The following is a 26,782-nucleotide window of genomic DNA, read 5'->3' on the forward strand; positions in this document are numbered from 1 at the left end:
GGTGTTTTTTGCAAAAATAGGAAAAGGTGGGGAACGAGTTGCTAAATCATTTACTTACCACGAACGAATTAAAGGTGGAAGAGATTTATCAAATCTTAAACGATGCACAGCGGTTTGCGGATGGCATGGAATGGCGCCCGGACGGTCAATTATTTTCAGCCAACTTATTTTTTGAAAATAGCACAAGAACGAAATGCAGCTTTGAGTTGGCTGAAAGAAAATTAGGATTAAGTGTTATCCCATTTGAAGTGCAAACCTCAAGTGTTCAAAAGGGAGAAACCTTATACGATACAGTTAAAACGCTCGAATCCATCGGAGTAAATACAATTGTGATTCGGCATAGCCAAGATCGTTATTTTGATGAACTTGTTGGTAAAGTGAATATACCGATCATTAATGGCGGCGATGGCTGCGGCCACCACCCGACACAATCCCTTTTGGATTTGTTAACCATCTATCAAGAATACGGAAGTTTTACAGGGTTAAAAATAGCCATCATCGGTGACATTCGGCATAGCAGGGTGGCACGTTCAAATGCTGACACCTTAACAAGGCTTGGAGCAGAAGTTGTTTTCTCGGGTCCAAAAGAATGGTTTGATAATCATAGCCTTCATGCGTCCAGATTTATTCCGATTGACCAAGCCATTCAGGAGGCAGATGTTGTAATGCTCCTGCGTGTCCAGCATGAACGTCACCAGAAAAAGGGAAGCTATACTTCCTCTGAATATCATCAAAATTTTGGCCTTACCCTTGAGCGGGAAAAGAAAATGAAACCACAAAGCATTATCATGCATCCCGCACCGGTAAACAGAAACGTGGAGATTGCTGATAGTCTAATAGAATGTGAGCGTTCAAGAATTTTTAAGCAAATGGAAAACGGTGTTTATGTTAGGATGGCAGTATTAAAAAGATCAATCGAAAGTATGAACGGAGGATATACTAATGAAAATACTTATACAGAACGCCAGCTACATAGCATCTAATGGCGAAAATAAACAATCTGATATTTTAATGGAAAATGGGATTATTACAAAAATCGAGAAAAAAATAGAAGAAACCGTGGATCGCAAAGTGGATGCAGAAGGACTCTTGGTATCACCTGGATTTATCGACCTGCATGTACATCTGCGCGAGCCAGGCGGTGAGAAAAAGGAAACCATTGCAACCGGAACGCTTGCCGCAGCAAAAGGCGGTTTCACTACGGTAGCAGCTATGCCAAATACCAGACCGGTACCTGATAATGTAAATATTATGGCGGACGTGCAAAGGCGAATTCAAGAGACGGCAAAGGTCAGGGTTTTACCATATGCCTCCATTACTACTAGATTGCTAGGAGAGGAACTGACCGACTTCGAGGGGCTGAAAAACGCTGGTGCTTTTGCCTTTACCGATGACGGCGTAGGGGTCCAAACGGCCAGTATGATGCTTGAAGCTATGCAAAAAGCTGCAAATTTAAATATGGCAATTGTTGCCCACTGTGAAGAAAATTCTCTCATCAATAAAGGCTGTGTACACGAAGGCAGCTTTTCGAAAAGAAATGGCTTAAATGGCATTCCTTCCATTTGTGAGTCTGTACAAATTGCAAGAGACGTACTTCTCGCTGAGGCAGCAGGCTGTCATTACCATGTATGCCATGTCAGTACGAAAGAATCTGTCCGTGTGATTAGGGACGCAAAACGGGCAGGCATTAAAGTTACAGCAGAAGTGACGCCGCACCATTTACTATTAACTCAAGATGATATTCCAGGGCTTGATGCCAATTATAAAATGAACCCTCCATTAAGGGATGAGAAAGACAAATTTGCCTTATTAGAAGGACTATTGGATGGAACGCTTGATTTTATTGCAACCGACCATGCACCACATACACAGGAAGAAAAAAGTGAAGGGATGGAATTAGCGCCTTTTGGCATTGTTGGCTTAGAAACAGCCTTCCCACTCCTATATACTAACTTGGTGCTAAAAAATATCATCTCACTTGAGCAGCTTATTGGTTATATGACTCAAAAGCCTGCTGAAACCTTTGAACTTCCATATGGGAAAATTGAAGTTGGGGAGCCGGCAGATATCGTATTATTAAACTTAAATGAAGAACGTGAAATAAATCCTGATGAGTTTTTATCTAAAGGGAAAAACACTCCATTCGGCGGCTGGAAATGTAAAGGCTGGCCAGAATTAACGATCGCAGCAGGAAAAATAGTTTGGGAAAAAGGATGTGTAACAGCATGAAAGCACAGCTAATTTTAGAAGATGGAACGATTTTTATCGGAGAAGGTTTTGGAAGCCATATGGACACCTTTGGTGAAGTGGTTTTTAACACAGGTATGACTGGTTATCAAGAAATTCTATCTGACCCATCCTACTGCGGACAAATTGTCATGCTAACATATCCTTTAATCGGAAATTACGGTATTAACCGTGATGATTTTGAATCAATTAATCCTGCCGTTAAAGGATTTATTGTCAAGGAAGCCGCAGATTTCCCTTCTAATTGGAGAAGTGAATTTACCTTAGACGAGTATTTTAAAATGAAGAAAATTCCTGGCATAGCCGGCATTGATACAAGAAAATTAGCGCGGATTATTCGCCAGTATGGAACATTAAAAGGAGCTATTTGCAGCATTGAAAACGATGCGGATGAAGTGTTGAGGAAATTAAGACAAACGCGTCTGCCTATTGACCAAGTAAGAAGAGTTTCCACTAAAAATGCCTATCCGAGCCCAGGAAGAGGCAAAAGAATTGTCCTTGTTGATTTTGGGATGAAACACGGGATATTAAGAGAACTGAATTTACGGGGCTGTGATGTTGTTGTTGTTCCATACCATACAACGGCTGAAGAAATTCTTCAGCTTCGTCCGGACGGAATCATGCTCTCAAATGGACCTGGGGATCCAAAGGATGTTCCAGAAGGCATTCAGATGATTAAAGAAGTGCTTGGAAAAGTTCCGCTTTTCGGCATCTGCCTTGGTCATCAACTATTTGCTCTTGCCTGCGGTGCAGATACCGTTAAAATGAAGTTCGGCCACCGTGGTTCTAATCATCCAGTAAAAGAACTTTCAAGTGGAAAAGTGTCAATAACCTCCCAAAACCACGGGTATACGGTTGATAGTAAATCGATTAACAATACTAGGCTTGCGGTTACTCATATTGCATTAAATGATGATACGATTGAAGGCTTAAAGCATTTAGATTATCCAGCCTTCACAGTGCAATATCACCCTGAGGCATCCCCTGGACCAGAGGATGCAAACGGCTTATTTGAACAGTTTCTAAACATGATTGAATCGGAAAAACAGGAGGGAACAGCAGCATGCCAAAACGTACAGATATAAACTCCATTTTAGTAATCGGATCAGGACCCATCGTCATCGGGCAGGCAGCAGAGTTCGACTATGCGGGTGCACAAGCATGTATGGCTTTGAAAGAAGAAGGCTACCGTGTAATTCTGATCAATTCAAATCCAGCAACCATTATGACAGACACAGAAATGGCCGACGCTGTTTACATTGAGCCTTTAACACTGGAGTTTGTCAGCAAAATCATCCGAAAAGAACGACCTGATGCCCTATTAGCCACTCTTGGCGGGCAAACAGGACTTAACTTAGCTGTGGAATTAGCAAATTCCGGCGTTTTGGATGAGTGCGGCGTTGAGATTCTTGGAACGAAACTGTCAGCAATCAAACAAGCTGAGGACCGTGAATTATTCCGCAATTTAATGAATGAATTAGGGGAGCCGGTACCTGACAGTGAAATCATTCATGAATTAGAGGAAGCAAAAGTCTTCGTAGAAAGGGTTGGGTTCCCGGTAATTGTTCGTCCAGCCTTTACCCTGGGCGGAACGGGCGGCGGTATTTGCCATAATCAAGAAGAACTAGAAGAAATCGTGACGAGCGGATTAAAGAACAGTCCTGTTCACCAATGCTTGCTGGAGAAAAGTATTGCCGGCTTCAAGGAAATCGAATATGAGGTCATGCGCGATGCTAATGATAGTGCAATTGTTGTTTGTAATATGGAAAATATTGATCCAGTTGGGGTTCATACCGGTGACTCCATTGTTGTCGCTCCAAGTCAAACATTAAGTGATCGAGAATACCAATTATTAAGAAATGTCTCTTTGAAAATTATCCGCGCGTTAAAAATTGAGGGCGGCTGTAACGTACAGCTTGCACTAGACCCAAATAGCTTTAATTACTATATTATCGAAGTGAATCCACGTGTAAGCCGTTCATCGGCCCTTGCATCAAAGGCAACAGGCTATCCGATTGCGAAGCTTGCAGCAAAGATTGCCGTTGGACTTACACTTGATGAAATGAAGAACCCTGTAACAGGAAAAACTTACGCAAGCTTTGAACCAGCCCTGGATTATATCGTGACAAAAATTCCAAGATGGCCTTTTGATAAATTTGAATCCGGAAATCGCTCACTTGGGACCCAAATGAAAGCAACGGGCGAGGTCATGGCGATTGGCCGTAATTTTGAAGAATCATTATTAAAAGCAATCCGCTCACTTGAGGCGGGGGTTTATCACTTTGAATTGAATGGTGCGGATGAATTCGCAGATGAGCTTGTCGAAAAGCGAATTCGTAAAGCTGGAGATGAAAGACTCTTCTACATTGCCGAAAGCTTAAAAAGGGGAACCTCAATTGAGACGATTCACGAATGGAGTAAAATAGATTTATTTTTCCTTAAAAAGCTAGAAGGAATTATTAAACTAGAAGAAACACTATTAGAAAATCCTTTAAACGCTGAAATCTTATTGGAAGCAAAACAAAAGGGATTTACGGATCAAAAGATTGCAGAACTATGGGGAATGAAGGAGACAGAACTTTACACCTTTAGAAAAAACAATCAAATTATTCCTGTCTATAAAATGGTTGATACATGCGCAGCTGAATTTGAATCAGAAACGCCATATTACTATGGTACATTTGAAGAAGAAAATGAGTCCATCGTTACCGACAGACAAAGTGTGGTTGTCCTTGGTTCTGGTCCGATCCGCATCGGTCAGGGGATTGAGTTTGATTATGCAACTGTTCATTCTGTCAAAGCGATTAAAGAAGCTGGTTATGAAGCAATTATTATCAACAATAATCCAGAAACAGTTTCAACGGATTTCAGTATCTCGGATAAGCTTTATTTTGAACCACTTACCATCGAGGATGTTATGCACATCATTGACCTGGAAAAACCAATCGGAGTGGTCGTGCAATTTGGCGGGCAGACTGCTATTAATCTAGCTGGAAAGCTAGCTGAAAATAGCGTCAAAATTTTGGGAACCAGCCTTGAGGATCTAGACCGTGCAGAAGATAGAGATAAATTTGAATATGCCCTTCAGCAATTAAATATTCCGCAGCCTCTAGGGAAAACGGCTTTATCTGTTGAGGAAGCACGTTTGATTGCGGAGGAAATCGGCTATCCGGTTCTGATTCGTCCTTCTTATGTGTTAGGAGGCAGGGCAATGGAAATTGTCTACGAAGAAAATGAACTGCTCCGTTATATGGAGAACGCCGTGAAAATCAATCCGGAACATCCAGTCTTAATCGACCGATATTTAACTGGTAAAGAAATCGAAGTCGATGCGATTTGTGATGGCAAGAATGTGTTGATTCCAGGAATTATGGAACATATTGAACGCGCTGGGGTACACTCAGGGGATTCCATTGCAGTATATCCGCCGCAAACCTTAACAGCGGAAATTAAACAAAAGCTAGTAGAATACACAGAGAAATTAGCGATTGGCTTAAATATTGTCGGACTATTAAACATTCAATACGTTATATCTGATAACCAAGTATATGTTCTTGAAGTAAATCCGCGTTCAAGCCGAACTGTTCCATTCTTAAGTAAAATAACCAATGTTCCTATGGCAAAAATCGCGACGAAAGCTATTTTGGGAGTTTCTATACTGGATCAAGGATACAGGGCAGGCTTAGTTCCTGAAAAGGATGGCGTGTTTGTCAAAGTTCCGGTGTTCTCCTTTGCCAAACTGAAAAGTGTAGATATCAGCCTTGGACCTGAAATGAAATCGACTGGTGAAGTAATGGGTAAGGATATTACCCTTGAAAAAGCGTTATACAAAGGCTTAGTTGCATCAGGAATGAACATTCACAAGTTTGGAACAGTCTTATTCACGGTTGCTGATAAGGATAAAGCGGAAAGCTTAAAGCTTGCGAAAAGGTTTGCCGCCATCGGATACCGTTTAATGGCGACGAGCGGAACCGCATCTGTCTTAGAAGCTGCAGGTCTTCCGGTAAAAATAGTCGGTAAAATCGGCTCAGAAGGTGCTACCTTATTGGATGTCATTCATGGAGGCGAGGCTCAGTTTATCATCAATACCTTAACAAAAGGCAAACAGCCGGAAAGTGATGGATTCCGAATTCGCCGAGAAGCCGTCGAAAATGGGGTGCCATGTTTAACTTCATTGGATACAGCAGATGCCATTCTAAAAGTGATTGAATCAATGAACTTTTCTGCTGAAGCGATGAAAGCTCCAGAAAAGGAGGCGGTTTTTGCATGATCCGTAAAGAATTGTGCAAAATCGTCGCACAACACGAAATTGCAGAAGATATATTCGAGCTTACTGTAAAAGCCAGTTTCACCCATGACATACAAGCACCTGGACAATTCGTTCATCTTCGGGTCTCAAATTCCTGGGACCCCCTTCTAAGGAGGCCGATTAGCATTTCTTCTTATGATAAATCGAACGAAGAATTTACGATGATTTACCGGAAAGAGGGGCAGGGAACTTCCTTGCTTGCGAAAATGGAAGCGGGAATGGAAGTAGATATTCTTGGTCCATTAGGAAATGGGTTTCCTGTTGAGGAAGTGAGCACCGGTGATACGGCTCTCCTCGTTGGCGGGGGAATCGGTGTACCGCCGCTCTATGAACTATCCAATCAATTGACGGCTAAGGGTGTCAAGGTCATTCATGTGCTAGGATTTCAAACAAAGTCTGCTGTTTTTTACGAAAAAGAATTTATGAAAAATGGTGAAACCTATGTTGCAACAGTCGACGGATCTCATGGGAAAAAAGGTTTTGTAACAGATGTTATGAAGGACTTAAGTTTTGATTGTATTTATACATGCGGGCCTACTCCAATGCTTAGAGCTATCGAACAGGCATATCAGGATAAAAAAGTATTTTTATCCTTAGAGGAACGGATGGGCTGCGGAGTGGGTGCATGCTTTGCATGTGTGTGTAAAAGTGCAGGAGACCCATCTGGAGTTTCTTATAAAAAAGTTTGCAGTGATGGGCCTGTTTTCCGTGCTGGGGAGGTGCTGATATGAGTCGTTTAACACTTTCGTTACCGGGCTTAAATTTAAAGAATCCAATCATGCCGGCTTCCGGATGTTTCGGATTTGGCAGAGAGTACAGCCAATTTTATAATTTGAGTGAGCTTGGGGCGATTATGATTAAGGCAACAACCGTAGAACCTAGGTTTGGCAATCCTACACCGCGTGTGGCGGAGACACGTGCTGGAATGTTAAATGCCATCGGCCTGCAAAACCCTGGCTTACACAAAGTCATGTCCGAAGAACTTCCATGGCTTTCGCAATATGATGTACCAATTATTGCGAATGTTGCTGGCTCATTAGAAGAAGATTATGTACAAGTGGCAAAAGAAATATCTAAAGCTCCAAACGTACATGCTCTTGAGCTTAACATCTCTTGTCCAAACGTTAAAACCGGCGGTATCGCCTTTGGAACGATTCCAGAGGTAGCAAAGCAATTGACCAGAAAGGTTAAAGAAGTTTCTGAAGTTCCAGTTTATGTGAAACTATCGCCGAATGTCACAAATATCGTTGAAATGGCAAAGGCTGTTGAAGATGGCGGTGCTGATGGCTTGACGATGATAAACACGCTCGTTGGCATGCGCCTTGATATAAAAACTGGGAAACCGATACTGGCCAACCGGACGGGCGGACTATCCGGCCCAGCGATTAAACCGGTTGCGATACGGATGATTTATGAAGTCAGTCAAGCAGTAAATATTCCGATCATCGGAATGGGCGGCATTCAGTCTGCAGAAGACGTGATTGAATTCTTTTATGCAGGGGCAAGTGCAGTAGCCGTGGGGACAGCTAATTTTGTGGATCCATTTGTTTGTCCGACGATTATTGAAAAATTGCCGATTTTATTAGAAAAATTAGGTTTTGAACATATCAGCGAATGCACAGGAAGGAGCTGGAAGCAGCATGAACAACTCGCTTATCATCGCGCTTGATTTTGCTGACGGAGCAGAAGTAAGCCGGTTTTTACAGCCATTCTCGGGTAAACAGCTTTTTGTAAAAGTGGGCATGGAGCTATTTTATCAGGAAGGTCCTTCCATCATTCATATGTTAAAAGAGCAGGGACATCAGATTTTTCTTGATTTGAAGCTACACGATATTCCAAACACCGTGAAAAGTGCCATGAAGGGGCTTGCAAGATTGGAATGTGATCTTGTTAATGTTCATGCGGCGGGCGGAAAAGAAATGATGGAGGCAGCGCTTGAAGGCCTAGAGGTTGGAACTGCTGCCGGGCGGAACCGTCCAAAATGTATCGCAGTTACGCAGCTTACAAGCACATCCGAAGAACAAATGAATAAGGAACAGCTGATTCCTGTTACCTTAAATGAGTCCGTTCTTCACTATGCTTCGTTAACAAAAGCAGCTGGTTTAGACGGTGTCGTGTGTTCAGCCTGGGAGGCTCACGCGATACGAGAACAATTGGGATCTGACTTTTTAACTGTCACCCCTGGAATTCGTATGGAGACGGATCTTGTTGGGGATCAAAAAAGGGTTGCTACCCCTACGTTTGCAAGAATTACAGGAGTTAGTGCGATAGTAGTCGGTCGTTCGATAACAAGGTCCGCCGACCCGTTGAAAAGCTATAATGATTGGATGAAAGCATGGAGAGGAGAACATCAATGAAACACTTAATTGCTGAAAAATTATTAGAAATAAGCGCGGTTGCGTTAAGGCCGCAAGATCCGTTTACGTGGACCTCTGGTCTTCGTTCTCCGATTTATTGTGATAATCGCTTAACATTATCTTTTCCTGCGGTTCGTCGGGAAATTGCCAGCGGCTTACAAAAGCTAATCGTTGAATACTTTGGTACAGTGGATGTAATTGCCGGGACTGCCACGGCTGGTATTCCTCATGCAGCCTGGGTGAGTGAGTTAATGGATTTACCTATGTGCTATGTCCGCTCAAAAGCAAAAGGGCACGGGAAAGGAAATCAAATCGAAGGTAAAGTAGAGCAAGGCCAAAAAGTGGTCGTGGTTGAGGATTTAATTTCAACTGGCGGAAGTGTGATCACAGCTGTGCAGGCATTAAGAGAGGCTGGCTGTGATGTACTTGGTGTCGTATCCATCTTTACATATGGGCTGGATAAAGGTAAAGAGGCTTTTGAGCAGGAAGGAATTACGAGTTTTTCTCTAACAAATTTTGCCGCGTTAGTGGAGTCGGCTATTGATAATGGGTATATTGGTCAAAATGATCAAGAAAGTTTGCTTTCTTGGAGCAAGGATCCAGGTGAATGGAGCAAGAAGTGGCAATAAACTAAAAAAGCCCCGGACCCCCGGGGCTTTACTAATTTTTTTTCAATTTAAGCACAAGTTCCTCATTCGGAGTAACATAAATGGTCTGCTGATTATCATATATCACAAATCCAGGTTTGGCACCGCTCGGTTTTTTAACATGGCGAACCTTTGTAAAGTCAATAGGAACCGAACTGGAATTTCGCGCCTTGCTAAAGTAAGCAGCTAAATTGGCGGCTTCAAGAATGGTTTCCTCCGATGGTTCCTTACTTCGAATGACTACATGTGAACCAGGAATATCCTTGGTATGGAGCCAAATCTCATCTCTCGCTGCAAGTTTATTGGTTAAATAATCATTTTGTTTATTGTTTTTTCCGACGATAATATGGGTCCCATCAGTTGATAAAAAGTGGTCTAGGACCGGTTTGGCGTTTTGGATCTTTTTCCCATTTCTTTTTTGACGTTCGCGGATATAGCCGCCCTCGACAAGCTCCTCACGAATTTCTTGAAGATCCTTCGGTGACGCAGACACTACCTGTTGCAATAAATTATCAAAATATTCCACTTCAAGCTGCGCCTTCTCAATTTGCTCCATCACAACGGCAACCGAATTTTTAGCTTTTTGGTATCTAGAAAAATATTTTTGCGCATTTTCTGAAGGAGTTTTACGAGGATCAAGAGGAATGGCAATCGTTCCTCCCAATTCATCGTAATAATTGAGAACTTCAATTTCTTTCATGCCCTTTTTTGCGGCATAAAGGTTAGCTGTTAATAGCTCACCATAACGCTGAAATTGCTCTGCCTTTTCGGCTTCCTTTAATGTATTCTCCAACTTTTCGATTTTCTTTTCATTTTTCTCTTTTTCATTGATAATGAACCGTTCAATATCATTTCCTTGCTGCTTAACCCGGTCTCGATCTGCTTTGCCAAAATAAAAGCGATCGAGCATTTCACTAAGCGTTCCAAAGCTTTTTACCTCTCCTTTTAAATGACCAAGCGGAAATAAATAAAAAGCTTCCTTGCCACCATAAGACATGATAGATGGAGATAGCTCGCCTTGCTTAATTTTCTTAACCAAACCAACAAAAGTCCGAGGAAGGGTCGTTCTATTCGCGAGACCACTTTGAAAAATGACTTCCTTTGCAAACAGCGGAGAAGTGCCGCCAAAATGCTCGACCAGCTGCCGATCCAGTTTCCCGCTATTAAAATCAATTTTCTTTAAAACATCCTCTTCCGTAACAAAAAAAGGATTAGATTTGTTTTGTTCAGGCGGAAAAATATATGGCTGGCCCGGCATAATCGCTCTGTGACTGTTAACGGCAAAAGAAATATGCTTAATGCTATCAAGAATAACATTGCGTGTTTTATCCACTAATACGATATTGCTATGTCTGCCCATGATTTCAATAATGAGCTGCTTGTAGCTGATATCGCCAATTTCATTTCTTCCTTTAATTTCAAAAATAATCATCCGATCATTTTCAACTTGATATAAATCCTCCAATATATAGCCCTCAATATGTTTTCGCAGCAGCATACAGAACATTGGCGGCTCACTGGGATTTTCGTATCCCTCATTCGTTAACTGCACCCGGGCATAACTGGGATGAGCTGATAATAACAGCTTTTGATTTACTCCGTTTGCCCTAATTGTTAAAATGACTTCATTTTTATAGGGCTGGTGAACTTTATTTATACGTCCGCCCTTTAATGAACGGGAAAGTTCATCGACCATTGCTTTTGTAAATAGACCATCAAATGACATGGAAAACATCCTTTTCTTCAAACATATGTTTAATTATATCCTAATTCAATAAAAACTGTCCTATTTTCCCCTTGCAAGAAGGTTAATGATAGCATTTTTTTGGACGACCCTGAATAAGCTTTCTTTAGACATGTTATACAAGGGGGAAGTGAGATGGTCGGATGAAGTTCCATGAGATGGAGATAGATCAAGTAGAAAAGGCCTTAGAAACCGACTTTTCAACTGGATTATCACAGGAAGAAGCGAAAAGGAGAATCGCAGAGTACGGACTAAATGAATTGGACGAAGGAGAAAAGCAATCAGCTTTACTCTTATTTTTTAGTCAATTTAAAGACTTTATGGTTTTAGTGCTGCTGGCAGCGACCTTGATTTCCGGTTTGTTAGGAGAGTATATTGACGCCATTGCTATTATTGCGATCGTGATCATAAATGGGTTTCTTGGATTTTTCCAAGAAAGGCGGGCGGAAAAATCGCTAGAGGCATTAAAGGAATTATCAGCGCCGCAAGTTTCTGTCCTTAGGGACGGACAGTGGATTAAATTACCTTCGAAAGACATTGTCAGCGGCGATATTTTAAAATTCTCAAGCGGTGACCGAATTGGCGCCGATGTACGAATCATAGAATCAAGAAGTTTAGAAATTGAAGAATCCGCACTTACTGGTGAGTCAGTGCCTGTTTCAAAGCATATAGAGTGTTTAACGAATCCTAACCCAGGTATTGGTGATATGGAAAATATTGCCTTCATGGGAACGATGATTACAAGGGGAAGCGGCGCCGGAGTTGTCATTGCCACAGGAATGAAAACGGCAATGGGACAAATTGCAGATTTACTGCAGAGGGCGGAATCACAAGAAACACCACTTCAGCGCCGATTGGAGCAGCTTGGAAAAATATTAATAACAGTCGCTCTAGCCTTGACCGTGCTGGTTGTGACGGTCGGTGTCATTCAGGGACATGACCTTTACACGATGTTTTTAGCTGGAGTATCCTTGGCTGTTGCAGCTATACCGGAAGGATTGCCTGCGATTGTGACGGTGGCCTTATCTCTTGGAGTGCAAAAAATGATAAAGAAAAATGCCATTGTCCGGAAGCTGCCGGCGGTCGAAACGCTCGGATGTGCTTCGGTTATTTGTTCTGATAAAACGGGAACCATGACGCAAAACAAAATGACGGTTACCCATTTATGGAGCGGGGGAAATACTTGGACAGTAGATGGAGTGGGCTATCAGCCGCAAGGAAATTTTTATCGGAATGATCGAACTGTTCAGCCAAAAGACGAGAGAGCCTTGCAGCAAATGCTGATATTCGGGATGCTCTGCAACCATTCAGATTTAGTAATGAAGGATGATGATTACATTCTCGACGGGGATCCAACTGAAGGAGCATTGCTTGTAAGTGCAATGAAGGCAGGCTTTGCAAGAAAGAAGTTATTAGATGAATTTACCATCATTAATGAATTTCCATTTGATTCGGCCAGAAAAATGATGAGTATACACGTAAAGGACAAACAAGGGCGCCACTTCATCGTCACCAAGGGAGCACCTGATGTCATTTTAGGAATAAGTGAATCCATTCTTTGGGATGAACGGACTCAATATTTAAACAAAGAAACGCAAGTGAAGGTTCAGGATGCGATCAATGGACTTGCCTCACAGGCACTGCGTACAATTGCAATTGCCTTTAAACCTGTTTCAGCTAATACACTTATCTTAAGTGAAAAAGAAGCTGAGAAAAAATTAACTTTTATCGGCGTACAGGGAATGATCGATCCGCCAAGACCTGAGGTTAAAGCAGCCGTAAAAGAATGTAAAGAGGCTGGAATTAAAACGGTGATGATTACCGGTGACCATGTCATCACAGCAAAAGCGATTGCCTCACAGTTAGGAATTCTAACGCAGAAAAGTAAAGTTCTTGATGGGAAAGCATTGTCTGATATGTCCGTTGAGGAGCTCGAGGAAATCGTCGATGATGTATCTGTCTTTGCCAGGGTTTCACCAGAACATAAATTGAAAATTGTCAAAGCCTTGCAAAATAGAGGGCATATTGTGGCCATGACAGGCGACGGGGTGAATGATGCGCCTGCTATCAAAGCAGCAGATATTGGAGTTGCCATGGGAATTACCGGTACAGATGTAGCGAAGGAAGCTTCGGCCCTTGTCTTATTGGACGATAATTTTGCAACAATTAAAGCAGCCATTAAAGAAGGCCGGAATATCTATGAAAATATTCGAAAGTTTGTCCGCTATCTGCTTGCCTCCAATGTCGGAGAAATATTGGTTATGTTGTTTGCGATGATCTTAGCACTGCCACTGCCGTTAGTACCTATTCAAATTCTTTGGGTAAATTTAGTGACGGATGGATTGCCAGCCATGGCGCTAGGTCTTGACCGCCCAGAAGAAAATGTGATGAAACGGAGGCCGCGGAGCCCGAATGAAGGGGTCTTTTCGCGTGGTCTAGGTTGGAAGGTTGTATCCCGAGGATTTTTGATTGGACTTGTGACCTTACTTGCTTTTATCGTTGTTTATCATAATGATCCTAGCCAATTGAAATATGCACAAACGGTGGCCTTTGCAACACTTGTTATGGCACAGCTAATCCATGTTTTTGATTGCCGCAGTGAAAAATCAGTTCTATCCAGAAACCCGTTTGGAAATCCGTATTTAGTATGGGCAGTCATATCTTCCCTTGCCCTCATGTTTGTGGTTATTTACTATCCGCCATTACAGCCAATATTCCATACGCTGCCGATCGCGGCAAAAGACTGGCTGTTGATTGTCGGGTTATCATCAATACCAACTTTTTTACTAGCTGGATCATTTTTGTTAAGAAAAACAAAATAAAGTATGTTATAATCCAAAAGGTAATAGAACCCTCTATTACCTTTTGTGTTTATTTTAGTTTTTAGAACCGATCATTTTTTCAAAGATTGGATGTGCAAATGATGGTTATAAGTATGACAGGCTTTGGAAGAGGGAAGGCTGATTCAGGTTCTTTCTCAGTGAACGTTGAGGTAAAAACGGTCAATCACCGATTTTGTGAAATGAATATTCGCATGCCAAGACAGCTTTTAAAAATAGAGGATAAAATCAAGAAGAAGCTCAATCAGCATATTCGCCGTGGAAGAGTAGAAGTTTATGTAAGCTTAGAGGGCGAAGGTGCTGTAACCAGGAAACTCCATGTTGATTGGAAGCTAATTGAAGAATATTATCAATTTATCAAGGAAGTACATGGAAAGTATGGTATTGAAGGTACAGTAACACTTCAGGATTTGCTAAATCGTTCGGATCTTATACATATTGAAGAAAGTGAAGCTGGGAATGAGGATTTAGAAAATTTAGTCCTTGCCGCTACGGAGGAAGCAGTACTTTTATTGAAACAAATGCGGACTTCTGAAGGGGAAGAAATTAAAAAAGATTTAATTGCGATCATCTCCCAATTGGAATCAATTATTTTTGAACTTCAGAAATTTGCACCTCTTGTTGTTCAGTCGTTTAAAGAGCGCTTAACAAAAAGAATGGTGGAATTCGTGAATGGACAATTAGATGAAACCAGGATTTTAACGGAAGTTGCTGTTTTTGCCGATAAGGCTGACATTAATGAGGAAATTACAAGATTAAAGAGCCATATCCAACAATTTTTGCAAGCCTTAACCGACCAGGAACCCATCGGAAGAAAACTGGATTTTCTCGTTCAGGAGATGAACAGAGAAGCAAATACAATTGGATCGAAGGCAAATGATTCAAATATTGCCAAAATGGTGGTTGAAATGAAAAGCTTACTCGAGAAGTTAAAAGAGCAGGTTCAAAATATCGAATAGGCCTTGTTTAGAAACAGTTTGACACGGTCAAAATATATTATTGATGATTGGATGATTACCATGTCGATTAAGTTAATTAATATTGGTTTTGGAAATATTGTATCGGCAAATCGAATTATTTCCATTGTAAGCCCGGAATCTGCTCCTATAAAAAGAATCATTCAAGATGCCAGGGATCGGGGATCATTAATAGACGCTACATACGGAAGACGTACCCGAGCAGTGATTGTAATGGATAGTGACCATGTCATTTTATCTGCCGTACAGCCAGAAACGGTTGCACATCGCTTAACGGACCGTGATGAATCAATTGAGGAAGGGTAGGATTACTGCTAATGAAGGAAAAAGGATTATTGATCGTGCTTTCAGGACCATCCGGGGTTGGTAAAGGAACGGTTCGCAAAGAGATTTTTTCCCATCCGGATACGGCATTTGAGTATTCTATTTCGATGACAACCCGAAAGCCGCGAGCTGGTGAAGTCGATGGGGTAGATTATTTTTTCAAATCAAGAGAAGAATTTGAAACATTAATTGACCAAGGAAAGTTATTAGAGTACGCCGAATTTGTTGGGAATTATTATGGCACTCCTGTTGATTATGTTCGTGAAACTTTGGATGCCGGAAAAGATGTATTTTTAGAAATAGAAGTTAAGGGTGCACGGCAGGTCCGTGAGAAATTTCCTGAAGGGTTATTCATCTTCTTAATGCCTCCGAGCTTGTCGGAGTTAAAAAACCGGATTGTGACAAGAGGAACTGAAACAGAAGACATTATTCATAATCGGATGCTGTCTGCCCGCGAAGAAATTGAAATGATGGAATTATACGATTATGTCGTTGAAAATGATCAAGTCGAACGTGCCTGTGAACGGGTTAAAGCTATTGTCGTAGCCGAACATTGCCGCAGAGAACGAGTCGAACATCGCTATAAAAAATTACTGGAGGTTGAATAAAATGTTATATCCTTCTATTGATTCATTGCTTGAAAAAATTGATTCAAAATACTCGCTTGTATCGGTTGCCGCGAAGCGTGCCCGCGCGATGTCCCAAGTAAGAGATGAAAGATTACCGAAGTATGTTTCTTATAAATATGTTGGCAAAGCACTGGAGGAAATTTACAGCGGCGAGCTGACTTATCGGATTGCGAAGAAAGCAGAAACTCCTGCTGAGTAAAAAAATGAAGACTTTAATGAAGGCGTGACTTTGGAAGGGCTAACACCTTAACGGTCAGCCTTTTTTATTTTGAAAAATGGCTTATATTCTAGCATAATGAAAGAGATGAAATGTGTTGGATTTGAAGTGGGGGTTAAAACATGCTAAATGATAAAAAAATACTATTATGTGTGACCGGAGGTATTGCAGTCTATAAGGCAGTCGCATTGACCAGTAAGCTAGTACAAGCAGGGGCGCAAGTAAAAGTGATTTTAAGCGAATCAGCTTCTAAATTTGTTACCTCATTAACCTTCCAGGCATTATCTAGAAATGAGGTTTATACCGATACCTTTGATGAAAAAAATCCGCATGTAATCGCCCATATTGACCTTGCGGACTGGGCCGATCTTATCCTCGTTGCACCAGCAACAGCCAATACGATTGCAAAACTTGCTGGTGGTATTGCCGATAATATGATTACAACCACCCTGCTTGCTGCAACGGCACCAGTCTGGATTGCCCCAGCTATGAATGTACATATGTACGACCATCCCGCGGTGAAAAATAATCTATCGATTTTATCCGAATTCGGCTATCAATTTATTGAACCGAGTGAAGGGTTTCTGGCCTGTGGTTATATCGGAAAAGGGCGTTTGGAAGAGCCTGAGAAAATAGTTGAATTGGTACGGGAGTTTTTTACAAAAAAAGAAATAAAGCCACTTAATGGTAAGACAGTTATCGTAACGGCAGGACCCACACGAGAGAAAATTGATCCTGTTCGCTTTATTTCAAACCACTCGAGTGGAAAAATGGGATATGCTCTTGCTGAAGAAGCAAAAAAGCAAGGTGCCGAAGTTATCTTGGTATCAGGTCCAGTACAAATTCCTGCACCAGCTGGAATAAATGTGGTGAGGGTAGAAAGTGCAGAAGAAATGTACGATGCTGTTCTCAGCTTTTATGAACGAGCAGATATCGTCATTAAAACAGCAGCCGTTGCCGACTATCGCCCTAAAAACGCTTTTGATTATAAAGTGAAAAAGAAGCCCGGGGACTCTAATATTGAATTAGAAAGAACGAAAGATATTTTATTGGAACTCGGCCAAAGGAAAAAACATCAATTGCTGATTGGATTTGCTGCTGAAACAGATAACGTAGAAGAATATGCACGCAAGAAATTAGCGGCGAAAAATGCGGATATGATTGTTGCCAATAATGTCAAAACAGAAGGCGCCGGTTTTGGAACGGATACCAATATTGTTACATTATTCAAGCGTGATGGATCAGTTGCAACATTACCGATGATGTCAAAAACAGCGGTGGCCGAAAAAATTATTGAAGAAACAACTTCACTTCTGAAGGATATGAAATGAAATGGAAATTGCTGCTGTAATCGTTGATGTGCCAACTAAACAAACGGATAAATCCTTCGATTATCTCATCCCAGAGCAATGGAGGGAAACAATCCAGCCTGGGATGAGAGTCGTTGTTCCATTTGGACCAAGGAATATTCAAGGTTTTGTTACGGAAATAAAAGCTGAATCAGAATTTAATCAGCTTCGGGAAATCATAGAGCCTATGGACCTTAAGCCTGTTTTAAATCAAGAATTATTAGAGCTTGGAAACTGGTTAACGGAAAATACTCTTTGCTTTAAAATATTTGCCTACCAGGCCATGCTGCCAGCGGCATTAAAAGCAAAATATGAAAAAAAGGTAAAGCTCGCTCCGGGTGCTGTAATATCAGATTTACCTGAAGTACTTCACTCTTATTTTCAACATAATGGCGTGCTGAATTGGGAGGAAGCATTAAAAAGTGGAATTGTTTCACTTCTTCAACGGGAATCAGCAAAGGGGCATCTCGAAGTTATTTACGAGGTTAAAGAAAGGGTCAAGAAAAAAAAAGTAAGATATGTTCAGCCGCATGTTCCACCTGATAGGTTAAAAGAAGAAATGGACCGTTTGCCCGGAAATGCAGAAAAACAAAAAAAAGTTCTGGCCTTTTTTCTAGAGCAGAAAAACGCCATCGAATTAAGTCAACTTGTTGCAAACCTTAATATCTCATCTGCAACTGTCAAAGCCTTGATTGATAAGAAGCTGCTGACAGAGAGTGAGATGGAGGTTTATCGCGATCCATATGAAAATCGAGTTTTTGAACGAACTCGAGCCCTGCCATTAACAGAGGATCAAGCGAAGGCCATTGCACCGATTCTGAATGCTATCGAAACAAATAGTCATGAGGTATTTTTACTTTATGGTGTAACAGGAAGCGGCAAGACAGAAATATACCTTCAATCGATTCAACAGGTCATTGAAAAAGGTCAGGAAGCAATTGTTCTTGTCCCGGAAATATCTCTCACACCTCAAATGGTAAATCGGTTTAAAGGAAGATTTGGCGATTTGGTTGCCGTATTGCACAGCGGGTTGTCTGCCGGGGAAAAATATGATGAATGGCGAAAAATTCAGCGAAAAGAAGTAAAGGTGGTAGTCGGGGCCAGGTCAGCCATTTTTGCCCCATTTGAAAATCTTGGCATCATCATTATAGATGAAGAGCATGAAACGAGCTATAAGCAAGAGGAAATGCCGCGTTATCATGCAAAAGAGGTGGCAATCGAAAGGGCGAAGACCTATAACTGTCCAGTCGTATTAGGAAGTGCCACTCCGTCTCTTGAATCGTTTGCCAGGTCGCAAAAAAATGTGTACCAGCTTTTAACGCTTCCATCTCGGATGAATAAGCAGACGCTTCCTTCTGTTGAAATCATTGATATGCGGGAAGAGCTTCGCTCAGGGAATCGTTCGATGTTCTCTCGAAAGCTTTTTGAGATGTTAAAAGACCGGATTGAGAAAAAACAGCAGTCTGTTTTATTTTTAAATAAACGCGGACATTCCTCCTTCGTTATGTGCAGGGATTGCGGATATGTGGTAAATTGTCCGAACTGTGACATCTCCCTTACCTACCATCGTGCTGGCGGGCAAATGAAATGTCATTACTGTGGTTACGAAACCTATGTTCCAAAGGTCTGTCCCGAGTGCTCAAGTGAGTATATCCGCTATTTTGGAACGGGGACACAAAAGGTGGAAGATGAGCTGGGAAAAATATTGCCTGAAGCAAAGGTCATTCGCATGGATGTCGATACAACTGGGAAAAAGGGGTCGCATGAACGGTTATTAAAGGATTTTCAGGATGGGAAGGCTGATATTTTACTAGGGACCCAAATGATTGCCAAAGGTTTAGATTTTCCTAATATAACACTTGTTGGGGTTCTTTCCGCCGATACGATGCTTCATTTGCCGGATTTTAGGTCCTCGGAAAAAACATTCCAATTGTTAACACAAGTCAGCGGAAGGGCTGGCCGGCATCAATTGCCTGGGGAGGTAATTATTCAAACCTATACGCCTGAGCATTACAGTATTGAACTTGCTGGTAAGCAAGACTATGACCTTTTTTATCAACGTGAGATGATGATACGAAAATTGCATCATTATCCGCCCTTTTATTATCTGTCATTGATCACTGTCAGTCATGAGCAGCTTATGACAGTTGTAGCAGCGACGGAAAAGATTGTGAACTTTGTCCGATCACAGGTTTCAAGCGAAGCAGTTGTACTTGGGCCAGCAGCATCGCCCATACCAAGGATAAATAATAGATATCGCTATCAATGTCTGATAAAATACAAGCGGGAACCGAACCTGAATGCGGCACTAAAGATCATTCTTGACCAGCATCAAAAGGATGCAGCAAAAGGGCTTCAGGTTTCGATTGACGTAAACCCGTTTATCTTAATGTAATAGTGGAAAAAATAAAATAAAAACCATACCCATGATAAATATTGGAGGAAAAGCTTTGGCAATACGAAAAATTGTGACTCATCCTGCCGACATTCTCGAGCTAAAATGCCAAGAAGTAGACAAGTTTGACCGAAAGCTAGTGAAAGTGCTTGATGATATGTACGACACGATGATTGAATATGATGGGGTTGGACTTGCTGCCCCGCAAATAGGCTTAAATGCTAGAATTGCAATCGTTGATATTGATGATGAGTCAGGAACCATCGAAATGATAAATCCTCGGATTTTATCTACATCAGGAGAGCAAACAGGACCAGAAGGATGTTTAAGCTTTCCAGGATTATATGGTGAAGTTACCAGACCAAATTATGTGAAAATAGAAGCTCTCGATCGGAAAGGGAGACAATACACGCTAGAAGCAGAGGAGTTTCTTGCTAGAGCCATTCAGCATGAAATCGACCATCTTGACGGGATATTATTCACCACAAAAGTATCAAGATACCTTGAGGAAGATGAGTTAAAAGGAGTAGAAAGTGAATGACCAAAATTGTTTTTATGGGGACACCTGATTTTTCCGTTCCGGTACTTAGACAAATACTTGCGGATGGGTATGAAGTAATTGGTGTTGTAACCCAGCCAGATCGGCCGGTAGGAAGAAAAAAAGTTTTAACACCTCCTCCAGTAAAGGTGGAAGCCTTAAAACAAGGGATCCCCGTCTTTCAACCGGAAAAAATCCGTCAGGAAGATGAGCTTCAAAAGATCCTCTCACTAAACCCAGATTTAATTGTAACGGCTGCTTTTGGCCAAATTCTGCCAAAGAAGCTGTTAGAAGCCCCTGCTCATGGCTGTATTAATGTTCATGCTTCCCTACTTCCTGAATTGCGCGGCGGAGCGCCTATCCACTATGCGATTATGCAAGGGAAAAAGAAAACAGGAATAACCATCATGTATATGGTGGAGAAACTAGATGCAGGAGATATTTTAACGTCAGTAGAAGTGCCTATCGCGGAAGATGACAATGTTGGTACGCTCCATGATAAGTTAAGTAAGGCGGGAGCAAAGTTGCTCTCAGAAACATTACCGTTATTATTGGATGGAAAACTCAAACCAATTCCGCAAAATGATGGAGAAGCGACCTTTGCTGCTAATATTAAACGGGAACAGGAAAAGATTGACTGGGGGAAAACCGGAGAAAATATATACAATCATATTCGCGGATTAAACCCTTGGCCTGTTGCTTTTACGACGATGGATGGACAAGTATTAAAAATTTGGCGTGCTGAAAAGGTTTTAGGTATAAAGAGCCAAGTGCCTGGAACCATTGTAAAACTAGAATCAGATGGTATTACAGTGAGTACTGGGAATGATACCTCTATTAAAATCCTTGAACTTCAGCCTTCCGGAAAAACGAAAATGATGAGTGAACAATTTTTAAGAGGAGCAGGCTCAAAAATTTCACTAGGCAGCCTACTGGGAGAATAACATGACATCAAAGAAAAACAATGTTCGCGAAACCGCAATGGATCTTTTGACAACCATTGAGAAAAACCATTCATATAGCAATTTGCTGCTAAATACCACCATTGAAAAAAACGAATTATCTCCAAAAGATGTCGGATTACTTACTGAATTGACATATGGAACATTGCAAAGGAGAATGGCTCTGGATTACTATTTAAAGCCATTTGTCAAAGATAACAAGAAATTAGCGGATTGGATTCATCATTTACTAAGAATGACACTTTATCAAATGGTTTATCTTGATAAAATACCTGACCGGGCTGCCATTTTTGAGGCGGTAGAAATTGCCAAAAAACGCGGGCATAAAGGGATAGCCAGTCTGGTAAACGGAGTGCTTCGCAGTATTCAAAGAGAAGGAATCCCTGCATTAAGTGAAGTGGTTGATCCTATTGAACGTCTTTCACTCGAGACCAGCCACCCGTTTTGGCTTGTAAATAGATGGGTGAATCAATTTGGTTATGATAAAACAAAAGAAATGTGTGAAATTAACTTAACAGCGCCTATGCAAACAGCACGAGTTAATCTTACAAAGATTTCTAGAGATGAATGTGTTTCGGTGCTTGAGGAAGATGGGTTTCAAATTGAAAAAAGCCCAATCATTCCTGAGGCGATAAGGTCATTAAAGGGAAACTTAGCTTCTACCATTGCCTTTAAATATGGAATGTTTACGATTCAAGACGAGAGCTCGATGCTTGCGACCTATGCACTAGGTGCATCAGAAGGAGAATTTGTCCTTGATGCGTGTGCAGCTCCTGGAGGAAAAAGCACGCATATTGCTGAAAAATTAAATAATACGGGTGAAGTGATTTCCGTTGATCTTCACCAGCACAAGGTTAAATTAATTAATGATAATGCCCGTCGTTTAGGGTTATCAAATATAAAAACAAATGTCTCTGATTCAAGACATCTACAAGAAAAGTTTAACAATGAATCTTTCCATCGAATTCTTCTCGATGCTCCTTGCTCTGGCCTTGGGGTAATGAGAAGAAAACCAGATATGAAATATACGAAAACCGAAAAAGATTTAGAACGGTTAAGTACCATTCAACAAAATCTGTTAACCTCCGTTGCTCCATTATTAAAAAAAGGTGGCATTCTAGTATATAGTACATGCACCGTTGATAAAGAAGAAAATGAAAATACAGTCAAAACATTTTTAGAAAATAATCCAGAATTTGAAGGAGATCTTTCTTTTAAAGATAGGATGCCTGAAGCCGTTCAGCCGTTGATTACAGGTTTTGATTTACAAATTTTCCCCCAAGATTTTGGGTCTGATGGATTTTATATTGCAGTTTTAAGAAAAGCGTAAGCGCCTTGAACAGGGAAAAATGCAGTTCATTTTTTCCTAGGCGCTGAAGCTAGACAATAGAAAGAAGGTGTAGTTGTGGAAGAAATAAATACAACTGAGAAGAACACAGCAATAGAGATGAAGAAAAAATCTATTTATTCATTGGAGCTTCATGAATTAAGGGAATGGCTGTCGGAGAATGGTGAAAAGCCATTTCGTGCTGAGCAGATTTTTGATTGGCTATATAAAAAAAGAATTGCTACTTTTGAAGATATGAGTAATGTTTCTAGAGAACTCCGTGAAAAGCTATTAAGTCATTTTCAACTTACACCTTTAAAGACAGTCATCCAACAAACCTCATCCGATGGAACAATTAAGTTTCTTTTCGAGCTTCACGATGGCTATTCAATCGAAACCGTTCTCATGCGCCATGATTATGGAAACTCGGTGTGTGTAACAACGCAGGTTGGCTGCAGAATTGGCTGTACCTTCTGCGCTTCAACCCTAGGTGGATTGAAAAGACACCTTGAGGCGGGAGAAATTGTTGCGCAAGTGGTCAAAGTCCAGCAAGCTCTTGATGAAACGGAGGAGCGTGTAAGCTCTGTTGTTATAATGGGAATCGGGGAGCCTTTTGATAACTACGATAATATGCTTTCATTTTTAAAAATTATTAATCATGATAAAGGGCTGAATATCGGTGCCCGCCATATTACCGTCTCGACTAGCGGAATCATTCCGAAGATTTATCAATTTGCTGATGAAAATATGCAAATCAATTTCGCAATTTCACTTCACGCTCCAAATACTGAACTAAGATCAAGGCTGATGCCGATTAACAAAGCATATAAACTTGATGACTTAATGAAAGCAGTACGGTATTATATCGATAAGACTGGAAGGCGCATAAGCTTTGAATATGGTCTTTTTGGCGGTGTAAATGATTCAACTGAGCATGCTGAGGAATTAGCAGACCTACTAAAAGGGATTAAATGCCATGTGAATTTGATACCGGTAAATTATGTACCTGAAAGAGATTATGTCCGTACACCTAAAGATAAAATTTTTGCCTTTGAAAAAACCCTAAAAAAACGTGGAATTAATGTGACAATTCGCCGAGAGCACGGTCATGATATTGATGCAGCATGTGGACAACTTCGTGCAAAGGAGCGGAAGGAAGAGACGAGGTGACAGAATGTGAAGGCTGTTTTTAAAACGGACCAAGGAAAAGTTCGCCAAAATAATGAGGATAATGGTGGAACTTTTGTCAATCGGGACGGACATCGCCTAGCCATTGTAGCAGATGGCATGGGCGGTCACCGTGCCGGTGATGTTGCAAGTCAAATGACAGTGACATACTTACAGGAAAAATGGGAGCAGGCTCAAGGGTTAAATACTGCTGATCAAGCTGAAGAATGGTTGAAGTCAAATATTCTTGAGGTTAATCGATTGTTGTATGAACATGCCAGGAGCAATGAGGAATGTGAAGGAATGGGTACAACGATTGAAGCGGTGATTGCTACAGACAATTTTACATCGATTGCCCATGTGGGCGATTCTCGCTGTTACATTTTAAATGATTCCGGATTCCAACAGCTAACGGATGACCATACTTGGGTCAATGAATTAGTCCGTACAGGTCAAATTTCGAAAGAGGATGCGGAGCATCATCCAAGGAAAAATTGGATATTACGAGCCTTAGGGACTGAACAAGATGTAAAGATTGATATTAAAACCATTATGTTCGAGGAAGGAGACTATCTGCTTATTTGTTCAGATGGGTTATCCAATAAAGTAAGTGACACAGAAATGGTTCAAATTCTTCAGAATCAAACTACGCTTGAACAAAAAGCACAATCACTCATTATCATGGCAAATGATAATGGCGGAGAAGACAACATTACCCTAATCATTCTAGAGTTTAATAATGAAAATGAAAGAGGGTGATGAAAAATGATCATTGGGAAAAGAATAAGCGGCCGCTATAAAATCCTTGAAATGATTGGCGGAGGCGGTATGGCAAATGTATATCTAGCCCATGATATGATTCTGGATAGAGATGTTGCCGTAAAAATGCTTCGGCTGGATTTTGTAAATGATGAGGAATTTATTAAACGCTTTCATAGAGAGGCTCAATCAGCTACTAGTCTTGCTCACCCGAATATAGTTAGCATTTACGATGTTGGTGAAGAGGATTCCCTATATTATATTGTTATGGAATATGTAAACGGGCAAACCTTAAAACAATACATACAGCAGCAATCACCACTTCGAGTGGAAGAAGCGCTAGACATAATGATGCAATTAACATCTGCCATTTCCCATGCACATCAAAATCATATTATTCATCGCGATATAAAGCCTCATAATATTTTAATTGACCGAGAGGGATACGTGAAAATTACTGATTTTGGTATCGCAATGGCGCTTAGTGCAACAAGCATCACGCAGACAAATTCCGTCTTGGGTTCTGTCCATTATTTATCACCTGAGCAAGCCCGCGGAGGAATGGCCAATCGAAAATCAGATATTTATTCATTAGGGATTGTCATGTTTGAGCTATTGACAGGCCGGCTTCCGTTTTCAGGAGAATCCGCCGTTTCGATTGCATTAAAGCATCTTCAATCAGAAACACCCTCTGTAAGAAGATGGAACCCAAAAATTCCGCAAAGTGTCGAAAATATCGTCCTTAAGGCAACGGCCAAAGATCCATTCCATCGCTATAATACGGTTGATGAAATGGAGGAGGACTTGCGAACAGCTCTCGACCCTGAGAGGGATGATGAACCTAAATTTTCTATACCGGTTGATGACGAGGCAACAAAAGCAATTCCAGTTATTACGAATGATAAGCCTTTAAAAAACCTTGATGAAACATTAGTGCATAGCAATGAAAAGCCGGCGATTAAACAAGAAAATGGTGCAAATAAAGAAAAGAAAACAAGTAAAAAACGGAAAAAGTGGCCGATAATTTTAATATCTACTTTTCTTATTCTGGCCATTCTAGGAATATTAACTTTTACATTTTTACCTGATTTATTATCGGCAAAGGACGTCAAAGTTCCAGATGTAAGCAGAATGAATGTAGATGACGCAATTTCCAAGCTAAAATTAAAAGGACTCGAGGTCACCGACCAAATTGAAATACCAGATGAGGATGTTAAAAAAGGGAAAGTAATTAAAACCGACCCTGAGGCTGGGACTACAGTTAAGGAAAATGCCGGGATTACTATATACATTAGCTCTGGAAAAGAAAAATATGATCTTTCTGATTATGTTGGCCGTCAATATGATGATGTGGTCCGTTTATTAGAGCAGGAGAATTTTAAAGCTATAAATAAAGTGGAAAAAAACGACGATAGTGAACCAGGTACCATCTTAAGCCAGAATCCACCTGGAGGTACAAAAGTGGTTCCAGAAGATACTGAATTAGAATTTGAGGTCAGTAAGGGACCGGAAAAAATTGTCTTAAAGGACTTAACCCAATATAATTTAAAAGGTGCACAGGACTATGCATCATTAGTAGGGCTGGTATTGGATGCCTCACAAGAAAAATATGATGAAAATATTCCGGCAGGTATGGTCATATCGCAATCACCGGCAGAGGGAACAGAATTGAAAAAAGGTGACAAGGTTTCGGTTGTGATTTCAAAAGGAAAAGAGCAAAAGCCGCCAAAAGAGGTAATTAAAGAAATTACCATCGAATATGAACCGCCTTTACCTGGCGAGCCAGGACAAAAACAAGAGGTCATAATCTATATAGAGGATATGACGCATAGTATGACAGAGCCGGCTGAAAAATTCACCATTACACAAACGACGAAAAAGCAAATTAAATTGTTGATTCCATACGGAAAAAAGGCCGGCTATAAAGTTATGCGTGATTTGCAGGTTATCGCGGATGAAACGATAAGCTATGATGATACAGAATAATATAATGG

The 26,782-nt window shown here is 41.0% G+C and carries 22 protein-coding genes; 21 read left to right on the forward strand and 1 reads right to left on the reverse strand.

Annotation, left to right across the window (positions count from 1 at the left end; genetic code table 11):
- Window positions 1-38 precede the first annotated feature (38 nt).
- From V7161_RS12210 to pyrE, 8 genes are read left to right on the forward strand one after another with little or no spacing between them, the layout of a single operon-like run.
- A complete protein-coding gene (locus V7161_RS12210) occupies window positions 39-983 on the forward strand; it encodes an aspartate carbamoyltransferase catalytic subunit (RefSeq protein ID WP_335445411.1) in 945 nt (314 codons plus the stop codon).
- Window positions 943-2,229: a dihydroorotase gene (locus tag V7161_RS12215; RefSeq protein WP_335445412.1), complete on the forward strand. Its 1,287-nt coding sequence runs from the start codon at window positions 943-945 to the stop codon at window positions 2,227-2,229. The genes V7161_RS12210 and V7161_RS12215 overlap by 41 nt, the downstream gene beginning before the upstream one ends.
- A complete protein-coding gene (locus V7161_RS12220) occupies window positions 2,226-3,332 on the forward strand; it encodes a carbamoyl phosphate synthase small subunit (RefSeq protein WP_335445413.1) in 1,107 nt (368 codons plus the stop codon). Before V7161_RS12215 ends, V7161_RS12220 begins: the two co-directional genes overlap by 4 nt.
- Window positions 3,311-6,517 (forward strand): carbamoyl-phosphate synthase large subunit, encoded by a 3,207-nt coding sequence (carB, locus tag V7161_RS12225; RefSeq protein ID WP_335445414.1) that lies wholly within the window; start codon window positions 3,311-3,313, stop codon window positions 6,515-6,517. The genes V7161_RS12220 and carB overlap by 22 nt, the downstream gene beginning before the upstream one ends.
- Entirely contained in the window at window positions 6,514-7,287 is a 774-nt protein-coding gene (locus V7161_RS12230; RefSeq protein WP_335445415.1) for a dihydroorotate dehydrogenase electron transfer subunit, read from the forward strand. Before carB ends, V7161_RS12230 begins: the two co-directional genes overlap by 4 nt.
- Window positions 7,284-8,225: a dihydroorotate dehydrogenase gene (locus tag V7161_RS12235; RefSeq protein WP_335445416.1), complete on the forward strand. Its 942-nt coding sequence runs from the start codon at window positions 7,284-7,286 to the stop codon at window positions 8,223-8,225. The genes V7161_RS12230 and V7161_RS12235 overlap by 4 nt, the downstream gene beginning before the upstream one ends.
- Window positions 8,197-8,913, forward strand: coding sequence for an orotidine-5'-phosphate decarboxylase (pyrF, locus tag V7161_RS12240; RefSeq protein ID WP_335445417.1), 717 nt, complete (start codon window positions 8,197-8,199; stop codon window positions 8,911-8,913). Before V7161_RS12235 ends, pyrF begins: the two co-directional genes overlap by 29 nt.
- Window positions 8,910-9,542 (forward strand): orotate phosphoribosyltransferase, encoded by a 633-nt coding sequence (gene pyrE / locus V7161_RS12245; RefSeq protein WP_335445418.1) that lies wholly within the window; start codon window positions 8,910-8,912, stop codon window positions 9,540-9,542. Before pyrF ends, pyrE begins: the two co-directional genes overlap by 4 nt.
- A gap of 31 nt (window positions 9,543-9,573) precedes the next feature.
- Here pyrE and V7161_RS12250 read toward each other — a convergent pair whose 3' ends face one another.
- Window positions 9,574-11,286 carry an Rqc2 family fibronectin-binding protein gene (locus V7161_RS12250; RefSeq protein ID WP_335445419.1) on the reverse strand — a complete coding sequence of 571 codons (1,713 nt, stop codon included), beginning with the start codon at window positions 11,284-11,286 and terminating at the stop codon, window positions 9,574-9,576.
- Window positions 11,287-11,447: 161 nt separating this feature from the next.
- Between V7161_RS12250 and V7161_RS12255 the strand changes: the two genes are divergently transcribed.
- The 13 genes from V7161_RS12255 (at window position 11,448) to pknB (ending at window position 26,774) form a co-directional block, all read left to right on the forward strand.
- On the forward strand, window positions 11,448-14,126 hold the full coding sequence (locus tag V7161_RS12255) for a calcium-translocating P-type ATPase, SERCA-type (RefSeq protein ID WP_335445420.1): 2,679 nt from the start codon (window positions 11,448-11,450) through the stop codon (window positions 14,124-14,126).
- Between the two features lie 101 nt (window positions 14,127-14,227).
- Window positions 14,228-15,103 (forward strand): YicC/YloC family endoribonuclease, encoded by an 876-nt coding sequence (locus V7161_RS12260; RefSeq protein WP_223588722.1) that lies wholly within the window; start codon window positions 14,228-14,230, stop codon window positions 15,101-15,103.
- A 60-nt stretch (window positions 15,104-15,163) separates the two neighbouring features.
- Window positions 15,164-15,427 carry an extracellular matrix/biofilm regulator RemA gene (remA, locus tag V7161_RS12265; RefSeq protein WP_223588583.1) on the forward strand — a complete coding sequence of 88 codons (264 nt, stop codon included), beginning with the start codon at window positions 15,164-15,166 and terminating at the stop codon, window positions 15,425-15,427.
- A gap of 11 nt (window positions 15,428-15,438) precedes the next feature.
- Window positions 15,439-16,053 carry a guanylate kinase gene (gene gmk / locus V7161_RS12270; RefSeq protein ID WP_335445421.1) on the forward strand — a complete coding sequence of 205 codons (615 nt, stop codon included), beginning with the start codon at window positions 15,439-15,441 and terminating at the stop codon, window positions 16,051-16,053.
- 1 nt (window position 16,054) lies between these two features.
- Window positions 16,055-16,273 (forward strand): DNA-directed RNA polymerase subunit omega, encoded by a 219-nt coding sequence (gene rpoZ, locus V7161_RS12275; RefSeq protein ID WP_335445422.1) that lies wholly within the window; start codon window positions 16,055-16,057, stop codon window positions 16,271-16,273.
- A 140-nt stretch (window positions 16,274-16,413) separates the two neighbouring features.
- On the forward strand, window positions 16,414-17,622 hold the full coding sequence (coaBC, locus tag V7161_RS12280) for a bifunctional phosphopantothenoylcysteine decarboxylase/phosphopantothenate--cysteine ligase CoaBC (RefSeq protein WP_335445423.1): 1,209 nt from the start codon (window positions 16,414-16,416) through the stop codon (window positions 17,620-17,622).
- A 1-nt stretch (window position 17,623) separates the two neighbouring features.
- On the forward strand, window positions 17,624-20,035 hold the full coding sequence (gene priA / locus V7161_RS12285) for a primosomal protein N' (RefSeq protein ID WP_335445424.1): 2,412 nt from the start codon (window positions 17,624-17,626) through the stop codon (window positions 20,033-20,035).
- A 55-nt stretch (window positions 20,036-20,090) separates the two neighbouring features.
- Window positions 20,091-20,576, forward strand: coding sequence for a peptide deformylase (gene def, locus V7161_RS12290; protein ID WP_335445425.1), 486 nt, complete (start codon window positions 20,091-20,093; stop codon window positions 20,574-20,576).
- On the forward strand, window positions 20,573-21,517 hold the full coding sequence (gene fmt / locus V7161_RS12295; protein ID WP_335445426.1) for a methionyl-tRNA formyltransferase: 945 nt from the start codon (window positions 20,573-20,575) through the stop codon (window positions 21,515-21,517). Before def ends, fmt begins: the two co-directional genes overlap by 4 nt.
- 1 nt (window position 21,518) lies before the next feature.
- Window positions 21,519-22,865, forward strand: a complete 1,347-nt coding sequence (gene rsmB, locus V7161_RS12300; protein ID WP_335445427.1) for a 16S rRNA (cytosine(967)-C(5))-methyltransferase RsmB — start codon at window positions 21,519-21,521, stop codon at window positions 22,863-22,865.
- A gap of 117 nt (window positions 22,866-22,982) precedes the next feature.
- Window positions 22,983-24,032 (forward strand): 23S rRNA (adenine(2503)-C(2))-methyltransferase RlmN, encoded by a 1,050-nt coding sequence (gene rlmN / locus V7161_RS12305; protein ID WP_335445451.1) that lies wholly within the window; start codon window positions 22,983-22,985, stop codon window positions 24,030-24,032.
- Between the two features lie 6 nt (window positions 24,033-24,038).
- Entirely contained in the window at window positions 24,039-24,788 is a 750-nt protein-coding gene (locus V7161_RS12310; RefSeq protein ID WP_335445428.1) for a Stp1/IreP family PP2C-type Ser/Thr phosphatase, read from the forward strand.
- A gap of 6 nt (window positions 24,789-24,794) precedes the next feature.
- Window positions 24,795-26,774: a Stk1 family PASTA domain-containing Ser/Thr kinase gene (gene pknB / locus V7161_RS12315; protein ID WP_335445429.1), complete on the forward strand. Its 1,980-nt coding sequence runs from the start codon at window positions 24,795-24,797 to the stop codon at window positions 26,772-26,774.
- The last annotated feature ends 8 nt before the right edge of the window (window positions 26,775-26,782 follow it).

The organism is Neobacillus drentensis (assembly GCF_036965425.1).
Taxonomy (GTDB): Bacteria; Bacillota; Bacilli; order Bacillales; family Cytobacillaceae; genus Neobacillus; species Neobacillus drentensis_F.

Excerpts from the sequence above, each read along its gene's own strand:
- V7161_RS12220 (WP_335445413.1), top strand. The coding sequence starts at position 2,226 with ATGAAAGCACAGCTAATTTTAGAAGATGGAACGATTTTTATCGGAGAA.
- rlmN (WP_335445451.1), top strand. The coding sequence starts at position 22,983 with ATGAAGAAAAAATCTATTTATTCATTGGAGCTTCATGAATTAAGGGAA.
- fmt (WP_335445426.1), top strand. The coding sequence starts at position 20,573 with ATGACCAAAATTGTTTTTATGGGGACACCTGATTTTTCCGTTCCGGTA.
- pyrF (WP_335445417.1), top strand. The coding sequence starts at position 8,197 with ATGAACAACTCGCTTATCATCGCGCTTGATTTTGCTGACGGAGCAGAA.
- pyrE (WP_335445418.1), top strand. The coding sequence starts at position 8,910 with ATGAAACACTTAATTGCTGAAAAATTATTAGAAATAAGCGCGGTTGCG.
- coaBC (WP_335445423.1), top strand. The coding sequence starts at position 16,414 with ATGCTAAATGATAAAAAAATACTATTATGTGTGACCGGAGGTATTGCA.
- priA (WP_335445424.1), top strand. The coding sequence starts at position 17,624 with ATGGAAATTGCTGCTGTAATCGTTGATGTGCCAACTAAACAAACGGAT.
- V7161_RS12235 (WP_335445416.1), top strand. The coding sequence starts at position 7,284 with ATGAGTCGTTTAACACTTTCGTTACCGGGCTTAAATTTAAAGAATCCA.
- V7161_RS12260 (WP_223588722.1), top strand. The coding sequence starts at position 14,228 with ATGGTTATAAGTATGACAGGCTTTGGAAGAGGGAAGGCTGATTCAGGT.
- remA (WP_223588583.1), top strand. The coding sequence starts at position 15,164 with ATGTCGATTAAGTTAATTAATATTGGTTTTGGAAATATTGTATCGGCA.
- gmk (WP_335445421.1), top strand. The coding sequence starts at position 15,439 with ATGAAGGAAAAAGGATTATTGATCGTGCTTTCAGGACCATCCGGGGTT.
- V7161_RS12230 (WP_335445415.1), top strand. The coding sequence starts at position 6,514 with ATGATCCGTAAAGAATTGTGCAAAATCGTCGCACAACACGAAATTGCA.
- rpoZ (WP_335445422.1), top strand. The coding sequence starts at position 16,055 with ATGTTATATCCTTCTATTGATTCATTGCTTGAAAAAATTGATTCAAAA.
- V7161_RS12215 (WP_335445412.1), top strand. The coding sequence starts at position 943 with ATGAAAATACTTATACAGAACGCCAGCTACATAGCATCTAATGGCGAA.
- V7161_RS12250 (WP_335445419.1), bottom strand. The coding sequence starts at position 11,286 with ATGTCATTTGATGGTCTATTTACAAAAGCAATGGTCGATGAACTTTCC.
- rsmB (WP_335445427.1), top strand. The coding sequence starts at position 21,519 with ATGACATCAAAGAAAAACAATGTTCGCGAAACCGCAATGGATCTTTTG.
- carB (WP_335445414.1), top strand. The coding sequence starts at position 3,311 with ATGCCAAAACGTACAGATATAAACTCCATTTTAGTAATCGGATCAGGA.
- V7161_RS12255 (WP_335445420.1), top strand. The coding sequence starts at position 11,448 with ATGAAGTTCCATGAGATGGAGATAGATCAAGTAGAAAAGGCCTTAGAA.
- pknB (WP_335445429.1), top strand. The coding sequence starts at position 24,795 with ATGATCATTGGGAAAAGAATAAGCGGCCGCTATAAAATCCTTGAAATG.